Here is a 13,094-nt window from a genome sequence, read left to right as displayed (position 1 = left end):
TGCGAAGCGCCGGGACCCACGAGCTCGGTCCCGGCGCTCCGCTGCGCATCAGAACTCGGAAGGGGCTACTTGGTAGCCCACTCCCAGAAGTTCCACCAGACACCGGTCTGGTTCGGCATGTACTTCACGCCGGTGACCTTGTCGCTGTAGGCGTCCACCCCCACGGACTGGAACAGCGGCAGGCCGTACGAGGAGGCCCAGATCTTCTGGTCGATCTGCTTCTCGAGGTCGACCTGCTTGCTCTGGTCCGTGGTCTGGATGAGCTGGTCCATGAGCTGGTCGGCCGCCGGATCGGAGAACCCGTTGAAGTTCGAGCCGTTGCCGGTCTTGAAGATCTGCGGGACGCCGGAGACGCCGACGCCAGGGTTGATCCAGCCGAAGATCGTGGCGTCGTAGCCGCCCTTGCCGAGGGCCTTGCCCCAGTCGGAGGCGCCCAGGCCGCCGTCGACGATCTTGAACCCGGCCTTCGTCGCGCTGGCGGCGATGAGGGTGTAGGCGTCGACGCGGTTCGGGTTGTCCTTGTTGTACATGATGCGGATCGTCGGGGTCTTGCCGGCAAGGAGCTGCTTGGCCTTGTCGATGTTGACCTGCTGGAAGTCAGCCGAGCCGTTGCTCTTCACGCTGTCCGCGTAGGCCGCCTGCTGCGGGACGAAGATCTGCGAGTCGAGCGGCTTGGCGTTCGGATCGAGCTTCTTGATGATCTTGTCGACGATGTCCTGGCGCGGGACCGTCAGCATGAACGCGGTGCGCACATCCTTGTCGGCCAGCGGGCCCGAGTAGTTCAGGTCGATGTGGTCGTAGGAGAGCTGGTTGCCCTGGTCGACCGTGACGCCCGGGATCGCCTTGAGCTGCTCGACCGTGTCGGCCGAGGCCTGCGGGGCGATGATGTCCGCCTCGCCGTTCTTGAGGGCCTGGACCTGGGCGGGAGCCGAGCCGATGTACCGGACGACGATCGAGTCGACGTTCGGGGTCGGGCCCCAGTTGTAGTCCTTGTTCCGGACGAGCGTCATCGACTGGTCCGGCACGATGTCCTTGACGATGAACGGGCCGTTCGAGAGGAACAGGCTCGTGTCGCTCGGGAGCGTCTTGGTGTCGAAGCCCGTGTTGTAGAAGTCGGCGGCCTTCTTGAGCGTCTCGTTCGCCGGCTGCGGCTTCGCGGGGTCGCCCTTCTGCATGCCCTTCATGAGGTCGTAGAGCGCCTTGCCGTCGGACAGGCCAGCGTGCTTCGCGACCACGTTCGAGGGGATGTCCACGACCGAGCCGAGCGCGATCTCCCAGTCGGCGAACGGCTTGGTGTACTTGAGGGTCATCGACTTGCCGTCGGAGGACACCTCCGGGAACTCCGTGTTGTTCAGGCCCGTGGTGTCACCGGCCGTCGAGAAGTAGGACGTTCCGGTCTTGGCCTTGGGGTTGGCATCGTCGTACCAGCCCGAGGCCGCCGCCCACTGGAGCGCGACGTCGTACGCGGTGACGGGCGTGCCGTCGGACCACTTCACACCGTCGTTGATCGTGTACTTGACGGTGAGCGGGCTGTCCGAGACCTTCTCGAGCTTGCCGAACTTGTCGTTGTGGACGACGTTCAGCTTGTTGTCGATGTAGTAGAACCCCGAGTGCGTCGGGTAGCTGATCTTCGAGTTGATGTCGGTGTTGCCGTCAGCCGTGTTCGAGTTGAACGTGTTGAACGCGTTCACCTCGACGACCGTGACGGTACCCCCCTGCTTGGCGCCGGCCGATGCGGTGCTGGTGTTCGAACCGCCGCCCTGGGTCGCGCAGGCGCTGAGCGCGACCGCAGCAACCGCGGTGACACCCACCGCCTTGGAAATACGCCCGAAACGCATTCCGCCTCCTCTAGTGCTTCTGTAGACGTGTGCCGGAAGCCCGGCCGCAGGCGGGCCCGCCTTCCCCAGCGGATGGCGTGGCGCGCCTCACATGACCGACAGACTAGCCCGCCGCCGAGCGGGGTGGCTACGAAAGTTCCGTTTCAGATCAGCCTCGTTATCAAGATGCAACATATCTTTCAGGTTCTGGGGGCGCGGGTCTCGTATGCTGCCCGCGATTGGCGTTTCCCAATCGGTCGCGGGCTGCCGGGGGAAGCGTTGCGTCGCCGCGCCGGGCCGCTGTCAATCACTCGGCGCCGGCGCCGCCGAGGGCCCAGTCGCGGATCGGCGCGGGATCGTCGCCGAACTCACGCGTGTACGCCCGGGCCCGGGCGAGCTCGTCCTGGTACCGCTGGCGCAGGCCCGCGCAGCGCTCGGCGAGGCCGGGCACCCGGTCGAGGACGTCGATCGCCAGATGGAACCGGTCGATCCGGTTCAGCATCGCCATGTCGAACGGGGTCGTCGTCGTGCCCTCCTCGACGTAGCCGCGCACGTGCAGGTTGCGGTGGTTCGTGCGGCGGTAGGTGAGGCGGTGGATGAGCCACGGGTAGCCGTGGTAGGCGAAGACGACGGGCCGGTCGGTCGTGAACAGGGCGTCGAACTCCCGGTCAGGCAGGCCGTGCGGGTGCTCGCGCTCGTCCTGCAGGCGCATGAGGTCCACGGCGTTGACCACCCGGACCTTCAGGTCCGGCAGATCGCGGCGCAGCATCTGCGCCGCGGCCACCGCCTCGGCTGTCGGGACGTCTCCGGCGCACCCGAGCACCACGTCCGGCTCCTGGCCGGGGACCTCGTTCCCGGCGAAGTCCAGGATCCCGATCCCCCGTGCGCAGTGCAGCCGGGCCTCCTCCGGCCCGAACCACTGCAGCGCCGGCGCCTTCCCGGCCACGACCACGTTGACGTAGTCGCGGCTGCGCAGGCAGTGGTCCATCGTCGACACGAGCGTGTTCGCGTCCACCGGGAGGTACACGCGCACCACCTCGGCCTTCTTGTTGACCACGTGGTCGATGAAGCCCGGGTCCTGGTGCGAGAAGCCGTTGTGGTCCTGCTGCCACACGTGGCTCGAGAGCAGGTACGTCAGCGAGGCCACGGGCATGCGCCAGGGCAGCTCGCGATGGACCTTGAGCCACTTTGCGTGCTGGTTGAACATCGAGTCGACAATGTGCACGAACGCCTCGTAGGAGGTGAAGACGCCGTGCCGGCCGGTCAGCAGGTAGCCCTCGAGCCACCCCTGGCACAGGTGCTCGCTGAGGACCTCCATGACCCGGCCGGCGCGCGCCAGGTGCTCGTCCACGTCCTCGATCCGCTCCTGCCACACCTTGTCCGTGGCCCCGTAGACGTCCTGCAGCCGGTTCGAGGCCGTCTCGTCCGGGCCGAACAGCCGGAAGTCCGTGGGGTTCGCGCGGATCACCTCCCGCAGCCACCCGCCGAGGTTGCCCATCGCCCCCGCTCGGACGACGCCGGGCGCCTCCACCGGGATCATGTGCGCCTCCTGCTCGGGCAGGCGCAGGTCCCGCAGCAGCCGGCCGCCGTTGGCGTGGGGCGTGGCGCTCATGCGGCGGTCCCCGCGCGGGGCGAGCCTGCCCAGCTCGGGCGAGCGGGCGCCGTCGTGCGTGAAGAGCTCCTCCGGGCGGTAGGAGCGCATCCACGCCTCGAGCTGGGCCAGGTGCTCGGGGTTCTCATGGACTGCGCTCAGCGGCACCTGGTGGGCGCGCCATGTGCCCTCGACCGGCTTCCCGTCCACGACGGCCGGCCCCGTCCAGCCCTTCGGGGAGCGGAAGACGATCATGGGCCAGGGCTCCGGCGTGGAGTCGGCCTGGCGCTCCCCCGCCTCGCGCGCGCGGCGCTGGATCGCGGCGATCTCCTCGAGGCAGTCGTCGAGAGCGGCCGCGAAGTCCCGGTGCGCCTGGGCCTGCGCCGAGGGGTCGGCGACCGTCACGAAGCGCGGGGCGTAGCCGAGCCCCTCGAAGTACTTGCGCACCTGCTCCTCGGGGCGCCGGGCCAGGACGGTGGGGTTGGCGATCTTGAACCCGTTCAGGTGCAGGATCGGCAGGACCGCGCCGTCCCGGACCGGGTCGAGGAAGGCGGTCGACTGCCAGCTCGTGGCCAGCGGCCCCGTCTCGGCCTCGCCGTCGCCGACCACGCAGGCGACCACGAGGTCGGGGTTGTCGAACGCGGCACCGAACGCGTGCGCGAGCGAGTAGCCCAGCTCGCCGCCCTCGCTGATCGAGCCCGGTGTCTCCGGTGCCGCGTGGCTCGGGATGCCCCCGGGGTAGGAGAACTGCCGGAAGAGCTCCCGGAGGGACTCCTCGTCGTCGCCGAAGCGCGTGTAGATCTCCGAGTAGCTGCCCTCGAGGTAGGCGTTAGCGACGTTGGCCGGGCCGCCATGGCCCGGGCCGGTGACGAACAGCATCGACTGGTCGCGCTCGATGATGGCCCGGTTCAGGTGGGCGTAGATGAAGTTCAGCCCGGTGGTGGTCCCCCAGTGGCCCAGCAGGCGCGCCTTGACGTGGGCGGATTCGAGCGGCTCCCGCAGGAGCGGGTTGTCCCGGAGGTAGATCTGGCCCACCGAGAGGTAGTTCGCCGCGCGCCACCAGCGGTGGAGGTCCTCGAGGCGCTCGTCGGTGAGGGTCGTTGCTGCGTCGGTGGCTGTCATGGCTCGGGCTCGCCTTCGGCGTCGGCTTCCGCGGGACGCCTGGCGCCCGCGGCCGGTCCCTGCCAGCCTAGCGAGCTTGGCTGCCCGTGTCCGGGGTCGGGGCCGCCGGTTTGCCCGCTCCGCCTTCCGGGAACGGTGACACCATGAGCGATGCTCCGGACTACCGCGCTGCCCTGTCCCTGCTCTGTCCGCTCTCGGACCCCGAGACGGGGACGCTGCTGCGGTTCGACGGGACCTTCTGGCCGACTGACGAGCCCACCTCGATGACTGCGCTCGGCCTCCTCCCCGACGCGGCGGTCCACCTGCTGGTGGCGGACTTCCCCCAGGCAGCGCGGGCCGCCCGGCACCACCTCGGCACTGCGGTGGAGACGCTCGCCGCCGCGGTCGAGGACTACCGGGACATCCGCGGACGGGACTGGGCGGCCCTCCGGTCCGCCTGCGCCGCCCTGAAGGCAGACGTTGCCAACGCCCTTGCCTACCGGGAGGTACTCGATGCCGTCAGCGGGACCGAGGACGGCCTCGGGCTGCGGGAGAGGACGCTGCCGATCGCGCTCACCGCCTTCGAGACCGGCGAGGCGCCAGCCGATCTGGGCGACGAGTTGGGCGAGGACGGAACCGCGCCCCTCGTCACGACCGACTACCTGACCGCGGATCGGGACCTGCGTGAGCGGGCCGGCGCATTCCTCATGGCCTTCTCGCTCGCCGCGGGATGCCCCGACGCGCCGCAGCGGCTGGCCAGCGCCGGCGAGCCCGGCGACCCCGTGACCGGGTTCGCCCGCGAGCACCTCCACCAGCCACGCCTCTACGCCGAGGCCGTCCGGGCGCAGCGGACCCTGGATCCGCAGGCGCTCGCACCGGTCATCGCGCAGCGGGCACCGGTTCCGGCTGCCCTGCCGTGGGGAGCATGAGGCTGCGCCCCGCTGGCCAGGGCCGCCGGGAGGAATCGGTGCGTTCACGCTGGCGCCGTCTGGGTAAGGGCCAGACGGCGGTGGCAGGCCGGACCGATGTCACAAGACACCGGGGCGCAGCCGGCACTGCCACCGCCGCTTCGCGCGGCAGCAGCCCGTCCAGGGGCTAGACGTTGAAGCGGAACTCCACCACGTCGCCGTCGGCCATCACGTAGTCCTTGCCCTCGATCCGGACCTTGCCGCGGGCCTTCGCCTCGCCCATCGAGCCGGCGCTGACGAGGTCCTCGAAGTGCACCACCTCGGCCTTGATGAAGCCGCGCTGGAAGTCGGAGTGGATCACACCGGCGGCCTGCGGGGCGGTGTCGCCCCGGCGGATGGTCCAGGCGCGGGCCTCCTTCGGGCCGGCGGTGAGGTAGGTCTGCAGTCCGAGGGTGTGGAAGCCGACGCGGGCGAGCTGGTCCAGGCCGGACTCGTCCTGCCCGTTCATCTCGAGCATCTCGCGGGCTTCCTCCTCGGAGAGCTCGACGAGGTCCGCCTCGAGCTTGGCGTCGAGGAAGATCGCGTCGGCCGGGGCGACGAGCGCGCGCAGCTCGGCCTGCTTCTCCGGGCTGCCCAGGATGCCCTCGTCCGCGTTGAAGACGTAGATGAAGGGCTTGGCGGTCAGGAGGTTGAGCTCCTTGAGGTGCTCCATGTCGAGCTTGTCGGAGGCGATGGCGGAGAAGATCGTGTCGCCGCGCTCGAGGACCTTCTTCGCGGCCTCGATGGCGGCGAGCTCGGCGGCCTCGCGCTTCTTGATCTTGACTTCCTTCTCGACGCGCGGAAGGGCCTTCTCGATGGTCTGGAGGTCGGCGAGGATGAGCTCGGTGTTGATGGTCTCCATGTCGGAGCGCGGGTCCACCTTGCCGTCCACGTGGACCACGTCGGGGTCGTCGAAGACGCGGATGACCTGGGCGATCGCCTGCGCCTCGCGGATGTTCGCGAGGAACTGGTTGCCGAGGCCCTCGCCCTCGGAGGCGCCCTTGACGATGCCGGCGATGTCGACGAAGGAGACCGTCGCGGGGAGGATGCGGGCGCTGCCGAAGATCTCGGCGAGCTTGTCCAGGCGCGGGTCCGGGAGGCTCACCACACCCACGTTCGGCTCGATCGTGGCGAACGGGTAGTTCGCCGCGAGGACCTGGTTGCGGGTGAGGGCGTTGAAGAGCGTCGACTTGCCGACGTTGGGGAGACCGACGATTCCGATAGTGAGAGCCACGGTCATCCATCATACCGGCGCGGGGTGCCGGCACCCGGCGGGGAGCCGCCGCCGAGGATTGTCGGTGGCCCGTGCAACAGTGGGGCCATGGACGGAACGCAGATTCTCGTGATGGTGCTCGTGGCGCTGCTCGCCTTCGTGCTCGGGGCGCTGGCCGGGGCCGCGCGGCAGCGGCGGCAGTCCGCGCACGACGGCGGCGACCTCCCCGCGCTGCAGTCGCGGCTCGCGTCGGCGGAAGCGGCGCTCGCGGCGGCCGGAGCGGAGCGGGACCTCCTCGCGCGGCAGAACGCCGCCCTGACCTCCATCGACGAGCAGGAGAACACGGTCCTCCACGCCCTCGCCCCCGTGGCAGAGAAGCTCAGTGCCGTGCAGCGCGCCGTCGCGGTGCTCGAGCGGGACCGGGTGGAGCAGTTCGGCCAGCTCTCCCAGCAGCTGCAGGATGCCCGTGTCTCGGATGCGGCGCTGCTGCAGTCGGCGCACGCCCTGACGGCGGCCCTCGCGAACAACTCCTCCCGCGGCACGTGGGGGGAGATCCAGCTGCGCCGCGTGGTCGAGGCCGCGGGGATGCTCGACCGCGTGGACTTCGCGGAGCAGGTCTCCACCTCGGGCGAGGCCGGGGCGGTCCGGCCCGACCTCGTGGTGCAGCTGCCGGGCGGGAAGCAGATTGTCGTCGACTCCAAGGTCCCGCTCGGGGCGTACCTCAAGGCCCAGGAGCACGCGCAGGACCAGAGCCCGGCGGGCATCGCGCAGCGGGACCGGCACCTCGCAGAGCACGCCAAGGCCCTGCGGGCGCATGTGGATGCGCTCGGGAGCAAGAAGTACTGGGAGGCCGTCGGGTCCAGCCCCGAGCTGGTGGTCTGCTTCCTCCCCGCGGAGTCCTTCCTGGCCGAAGCGCTCCGGGCCGACGCAGGGCTCCTCGACTACGCCTTCGGGCGCAACGTGGCGCTCGCGTCCCCCGCAACGCTCATGGCCCTCCTCAAGGGCGTCGCCTTCGGCTGGCGGCAGGAGCTCCTCACCGAGAATGCGCGGGAGCTGTTCGACCTCTCCCAGCAGCTCTACGGGCGGCTGAGCACGATGGGCGGCCACGTGGCCCGCCTCGGATCCTCCCTCAAGGGGTCCGTGGAACGGTACAACGCGTTCATCGGCGCACTCGAGTCGAGGGTCCTCCCGACCGCCCGGCGGATCAGCGCCCTCGACCTCGGCTCGCCGGAGACCCTGCCGGAGCTGCCCCCCGTCGAGACCACTCCGCGCGTCCTGAGTGCGAGCGAGCTCCTCGATGAGCAGCTGTGGAAGGACAACGGGATCACGGCCCTGCCGGGCACGCTCGGAGGCTCCTCGGCGGGGAACGACGGCGGCGACGATGCCGGTCGCGGCATCGCGGACGGCGAGGACGGCTCCCGGCTACATTCGGCCTGAGCCGGTTGGCCGCGAGCCGCCGCAGAGGCGCGGGCTTCCTCGGCTTCAACGGCCGAGCGTACGCACCACGCCGAGCTCGGGAGCTGGGGGCTCGGGGGTTCGCGAACCCCAAAACCGGGCCGGCTGGACGCCGCTCCCCCATCTGGCACCTGGAAAAGTGCCGTTCTCGCCGGGAAGTCCGCGTCTCGGGGACTTTTCGCACAGAACGGCACTTCCGCCGCTATCGGCTGGTCCCGGCAACCTCAGAGTGCAGGTTGGGCCGAGGCGACGTCATGTGGGACCAGACAGAGCTCCCACGGGGCGACCTCGCCGCCCCACCGGATGACCTCGGCTCCCTGCAGGGTGACCTCGGCGTCAGCTCTGGGGACGTCGCCCTCGGCCGCCGAGGCCTCGGCTCGCGTCGCCGGCGTCGCGCAGGGTCGCGCGCAGTTCCTTGGGGAGCGAGAACAGGATGTCCTCCTCAGCGGTCACGACCTCCTCGACCGTGCCGTACCCGTACTCGGCAGCAAGCCGCAGGACGTCCTGCACGAGCACGTCCGGGACAGAGGCTCCGGAGGTCAGGCCGATCGTCTCGACTCCCTCGAACCAGGACTCGTCCACCTCGTTGGCGAAGTCGACCCGGTGGGCGGCCTTCGCGCCGTACTCGAGGGCCACCTCCATGAGCCTGACGGAGTTCGACGAATTGGCCGATCCGACCACGATCACGAGGTCAGCCTGCGGGGCGATCTTCTTGATCGCCGCCTGGCGGTTCGACGTCGCGTAGCAGATGTCGTCGCTGGGCGGGTCCTGCAGATTGGGGAAGCGCTCGCGCAGCCGGCGGACGGTCTCCATCGTCTCGTCAACGGAGAGCGTGGTCTGGGAGAGCCAGATGAGCTTGTCCGGGTCCTTGACCTGGATGGTGTCGGCCTCCTCGGGAGAGTTCACCACCTGCGTGTTCTCCGGGGCCTCGCCGTACGTTCCCTCGACCTCCTCGTGGCCCTCGTGGCCGATGAGCAGGATCTCGTAGTCGTCCCGGGCGAACCGGACGGCCTCACGGTGCACCTTGGTCACGAGCGGGCACGTGGCGTCGATGGTCCTCAGCCCGCGCTCCTCGGCCGAGCGCACGACGGCGGGGCTCACCCCGTGCGCGGAGAAGACGACCAGGGCGCCCTCGGGCACCTCGTCGGTCTCCTCGACGAAGACGGCCCCGCGCTCCTCGAGGGTCTCGACCACATGCCGGTTGTGGACGATCTGCTTGCGCACGTACACCGGCGCGCCGTAGTGCTCGAGCGCCTTCTCGACGGCGATGACGGCCCGGTCGACCCCCGCGCAGTACCCCCGCGGGGCGGCGAGCAGGACCTTCTTCTCGCCGGCGACGGGAACCGCGGCGGCCACGTCCTCAGGCGCGCGGCGCCGCCGCGGAACCGTGGGCATGGACAGGGGAACCGAGGTGACACTCATGCTTTCCATGCTACCGGCGCCCGCGGACCGCACGCCCACGGAGGCCGAGCGCGGCCGCCAGAACGAGGCAGGCCGCGCCCACGAGGGCCACGACCCCTGCCCACGGCAGGAACGAGTCGGCGAAGAGCTTCCCCGCCCGGGTCGCGAAGACGGTGGCGACACTCCCCGACCCGCCCTGGGCCGAGGCGACGCCCGAGGCCAGGAAGGCCCCCGCCGCGAGCACCGCGGCGACCAGGAGCAGGCCCAGACCGGACCACCCGAGGGCGACCCTCCGGCGTCGTGCGAAGAGGAGCCCGAGCGCGAAGGCGAGCACGGCGCCCACCGTGAGGGGCCAGGCGTACGAGGCGGCCTCCTGGGCGGCGGTGAGCCAGGAGCGCTGCTGCGCCGTGCCCACCGGAACCTGGATGCTCGGCGACTCCCCGGCCTGCACGCCGAGGCTCGAGCCGAGCCTCTTGAGCAGCACATCGACGAAGGGACGCAGCTCGAGCGTGAACGCCGAGGTCGACGCAGCGGCCTGGGTGAAGTTGAGCCGGTGGCTCTCGCGCAGCGTCTCGTCCCAGGCCGCGGGGAAGCCGGGGTCCGTGGTCAGGCCGTTGGTGATCTCGTTCGCCAGGCGCGTCGCCGCCGGCTGGAACGCCTGGGGAACGCCGGAGGCAGAGGCAACGGTGGTCGCGAGCGAGGTCGCGAGCGCGGACTGGAACGCGGAATCGCTCCGCAGTGGTTCGAGCAGGCGGACGAACCCGCCCTCGTCCACGACGTTGCGCTCGATCCACAGCGACGGGACTGCGGCCGCGGTGAGGACGACGGCGAGCAGGATGGACAGGGCGGAGAAAACGGAGCGCATGGATTTCCCGGGGTCGGCAACGCCACCATCCTATCGACGCCGGTGCCGCCGCCGGGGACGCCGGACCACCGCGGCCAGCCACCCGCAGGCCGCGGGAGTGTCGGAGGGGCGTGATAGTCGTGAACTATGGTGGCAGAGATGGAAGCATCCCCAGATTCCATGAGCCCTGACGCCATGAACAGCACCGCCCGCCCCGACCCGGCCGGCGCGGCCGGCGACGAGGCCCAGGACGCGGCGGGCGAAGGCTCGGCGTCCACGCTGCCCGCGCGCGCCTCGGACACCAGCCCCGAGAACCCCTGGCCGCTCCATGTCCTCTCCCGCAAGCTCAAGGAGCACATCGAGCGCTCGCCCCACGTGTGGATCGAGGGGCAGGTCATCGAGATGACGCGGCGCGGCCAGACCGCGTACATGACGCTCCGGGACGTCGACGCCGAGATCTCCCTGCCGGCCTCCGCCTGGGGCACCGTCATGGCCCGGCTCCGCGAGCCGGTCCAGCGCGGCTCCCGCGTCGTGGCCCTCGTCAAGCCCGAGATGTGGCTCAAGACCGGCAGGCTCAGCATGGCCGTGCGGGACATGCGCCCGGTGGGGCTCGGCGACCTGCTGGCCCGCATCGAGAACCTGCGCCAGGCCCTCGGGGCCGAGGGGCTCTTCGCCGAGGAGCGCAAGAAGCGCCTGCCGCTCCTCCCCCACCGGATCGGCCTCATCACCGGCCGCGACTCCGACGCCAAGAAGGACGTCATGCGCAACGCCGCCCTGCGCTGGCCCGCCGTCGCCTTCGAGGTGCGCGAGGTCGCCGTCCAGGGCACGAACGCGGTCGCCGAGGTCCTCGGGGCGCTCAAGGAGCTCGATGCCCGGCCCGAGGTCGACGTGATCGTGATCGCCCGCGGCGGCGGATCGCTCGAGGACCTGCTCGCCTTCAGCAACGAGGCGCTCGTCAGGGCGGTGGCCGATGCCATGACCCCCGTGGTCAGCGCGATCGGGCACGAGGCGGACCGGCCCATCCTCGACGACGTCGCCGACCTGCGCGCCTCGACCCCGACCGACGCGGCGAAGCGGATCGTTCCGGACGTGGCCGAGGAGCTCCTGCGCGTGCGCCAGTGCCGCGACCGGATCGACCGGCAGGTGCGCCTCTTCGTCGAGCGTGAATCGGACCGGCTCGCCTCGATCCGGAGCCGGCCCGTCCTGGCCGCGCCCGAGACCATGGTGGACACCCGGCACGAGGAGCTCGAGCGCCTGAGGGTGCGCTCGCGCTCGGCGGTGGGCGGCGCCGTCGCCCGCGCGGCCGACGCCGTAGCGCACCTTCGCGCCCAGGTCCGCGCCCTCTCGCCGCAGCAGACCCTCGACCGCGGCTACTCGGTCGTGCAGATCCTCGACGGCCCGGCCGCCGCGGTGGTGCGCGCCCCGGAGGATGCCCCCACGGGGACCGCGCTCAGGGTCAGGCTCGCCCGCGGGACCATCGCCGCCCGCAGCGAGGGCCAGCTCGCAGACATCACCCACCCCGAACCCCAGACCGCCGCGCCCCAGGGTGCGGCATCGCAGACCACAGCCCCGCAGGAAGGACCGACCGATGAGTGAGGACACCAAGGAGACCTTCGAGGACCTCTCCTACGAGCAGGCGCGCGAGCAGCTCGTGGCGGTCGTCTCACGGCTCGAGGCCGGTGGCGTGAGCCTGGAGGATTCGCTCGCGCTGTGGGAGCGGGGCGAGGCCCTCGCCAACCGCTGCGAGGAATGGCTCGAGGGCGCACGACGCCGTCTGGACGCCGCGCGCGGCGACGGCACCTCTGCGGGGCCGGCCACGGAAGCCTAGAGCGCGGTCAGCTCTGCGCCAGCAGCTCCTTCTGCTCCTCGATGTCGAACGCCGGCGCGGGCCACTGCGGGTCCATGCGCTCGAGCGCCGCGACGAGGAGCTCCTGGACCACCATGCGCGCGTACCACTTGTTGTCCGCGGGCACGACGTACCAGGGCGCATAGGGGGTGCTCGTGCGCTCGATCGCGATCTGGTAGGCGTCCATGTAGGAGCCCCAGAGCTTGCGCTCGCTCAGGTCCGAAGGGTTGTACTTCCAGTACTTGGTGGGATCGTCGAGCCGGGCGGCGAGCCGGCGGCCCTGCTCCTCCCGGCTGATGTGCAGCATGACCTTGACGATCTCGGTGCCGGAGGCGTGCAGGTGCGCCTCGAAGTCCTGGATGGCGGAGTAGCGCCGCTCGAGCTCGGTGGCGTCGGCCCAGTTGTGCACGCGGTGGATGAGGACGTCCTCGTAGTGGGACCTGTCGAAGCAGCCCAGCATGCCCGGGGCCGGGAGCTGCTTCTCGACCCGCCAGAGGAAGTCGTGCTTCTTCTCCTCGTCGGTCGGCGCCCTGAACGCGGCGAGCTGGACCCCCTGGACGTCGACGGCGCCCACCACGTGGCTGATCATGCCGCCCTTCCCGGCGGTGTCCATGGCCTGCAGGATCAGCAGGAGCGAGCGGGTGCCGCCGCCCCTGCCCTCGGCGAACAGCCGCTCCTGCAGGTCGGCGAGGTGGGGGTCCCGCTCCGCGAGGATCGTCTCGCCGTCGGACTTGCCCCCTGTGAACCCGGGGGTCGACGCCGGGTCGACGTGGTCGAGCCGGAAGTCCGGCCCGACCACGAGGAATTCCTCGGGGGCCTCGGTGAAGCCGTGCCCCGCCTTGCGCTTGCCCATGCGGCCCCCTCGCGCTCAGACCCGGC

General features: G+C 70.8%; 10 protein-coding genes. 4 read left to right on the top strand and 6 right to left on the bottom strand.

Translation table 11 applies throughout. The annotated features are described in order from the left end of the window. Positions 1-65: 65 nt before the first annotated feature. Complete coding sequence (locus ACYVKZ_RS04155; RefSeq protein WP_460990765.1) at positions 66-1,838, bottom strand: ABC transporter family substrate-binding protein; 1,773 nt, start codon at positions 1,836-1,838, stop codon at positions 66-68. Between the two features lie 286 nt (positions 1,839-2,124). Next, on the bottom strand, positions 2,125-4,530 hold the full coding sequence (locus tag ACYVKZ_RS04150; RefSeq protein ID WP_460990763.1) for a phosphoketolase family protein: 2,406 nt from the start codon (positions 4,528-4,530) through the stop codon (positions 2,125-2,127). A 143-nt stretch (positions 4,531-4,673) separates the two neighbouring features. Between ACYVKZ_RS04150 and ACYVKZ_RS04145 the strand changes: the two genes are divergently transcribed. Beyond that, the gene (locus tag ACYVKZ_RS04145; RefSeq protein ID WP_460990762.1) at positions 4,674-5,438 is read left to right on the top strand and encodes a hypothetical protein; all 765 of its coding nucleotides are present in this window, start codon (positions 4,674-4,676) and stop codon (positions 5,436-5,438) included. Between the two features lie 166 nt (positions 5,439-5,604). Here ACYVKZ_RS04145 and ychF read toward each other — a convergent pair whose 3' ends face one another. Further along, on the bottom strand, positions 5,605-6,690 hold the full coding sequence (ychF, locus tag ACYVKZ_RS04140) for a redox-regulated ATPase YchF (RefSeq protein ID WP_460990760.1): 1,086 nt from the start codon (positions 6,688-6,690) through the stop codon (positions 5,605-5,607). 87 nt (positions 6,691-6,777) lie between these two features. Between ychF and ACYVKZ_RS04135 the strand changes: the two genes are divergently transcribed. Continuing rightward, positions 6,778-8,106 carry a DNA recombination protein RmuC gene (locus ACYVKZ_RS04135; RefSeq protein WP_460990758.1) on the top strand — a complete coding sequence of 443 codons (1,329 nt, stop codon included), beginning with the start codon at positions 6,778-6,780 and terminating at the stop codon, positions 8,104-8,106. Positions 8,107-8,460: 354 nt separating this feature from the next. Here ACYVKZ_RS04135 and ACYVKZ_RS04130 read toward each other — a convergent pair whose 3' ends face one another. Both ACYVKZ_RS04130 and ACYVKZ_RS04125 read right to left on the bottom strand, forming a co-directional pair. Next, positions 8,461-9,546, bottom strand: a complete 1,086-nt coding sequence (locus ACYVKZ_RS04130; RefSeq protein WP_066499046.1) for a 4-hydroxy-3-methylbut-2-enyl diphosphate reductase — start codon at positions 9,544-9,546, stop codon at positions 8,461-8,463. Positions 9,547-9,556: 10 nt separating this feature from the next. Then, positions 9,557-10,390, bottom strand: a complete 834-nt coding sequence (locus tag ACYVKZ_RS04125) for a hypothetical protein (protein ID WP_460990756.1) — start codon at positions 10,388-10,390, stop codon at positions 9,557-9,559. Positions 10,391-10,549: 159 nt separating this feature from the next. On the opposite strand from ACYVKZ_RS04125, the gene xseA reads away from it, so the two are divergent. Then, positions 10,550-11,965 carry an exodeoxyribonuclease VII large subunit gene (gene xseA / locus ACYVKZ_RS04120; RefSeq protein ID WP_460990755.1) on the top strand — a complete coding sequence of 472 codons (1,416 nt, stop codon included), beginning with the start codon at positions 10,550-10,552 and terminating at the stop codon, positions 11,963-11,965. Then, the gene (locus tag ACYVKZ_RS04115) at positions 11,958-12,197 is read left to right on the top strand and encodes an exodeoxyribonuclease VII small subunit (protein WP_460990754.1); all 240 of its coding nucleotides are present in this window, start codon (positions 11,958-11,960) and stop codon (positions 12,195-12,197) included. Before xseA ends, ACYVKZ_RS04115 begins: the two co-directional genes overlap by 8 nt. Positions 12,198-12,204: 7 nt before the next feature. Here the strand turns inward: ACYVKZ_RS04115 and ACYVKZ_RS04110 are convergent, their stop codons facing one another. Beyond that, positions 12,205-13,068: a polyphosphate kinase 2 family protein gene (locus ACYVKZ_RS04110; RefSeq protein WP_460990753.1), complete on the bottom strand. Its 864-nt coding sequence runs from the start codon at positions 13,066-13,068 to the stop codon at positions 12,205-12,207. Positions 13,069-13,094 lie beyond the last annotated feature (26 nt).

The organism is Sinomonas soli (genome assembly GCF_054782415.1).
This window is presented reverse-complemented; position numbering and strand designations above follow the sequence as displayed.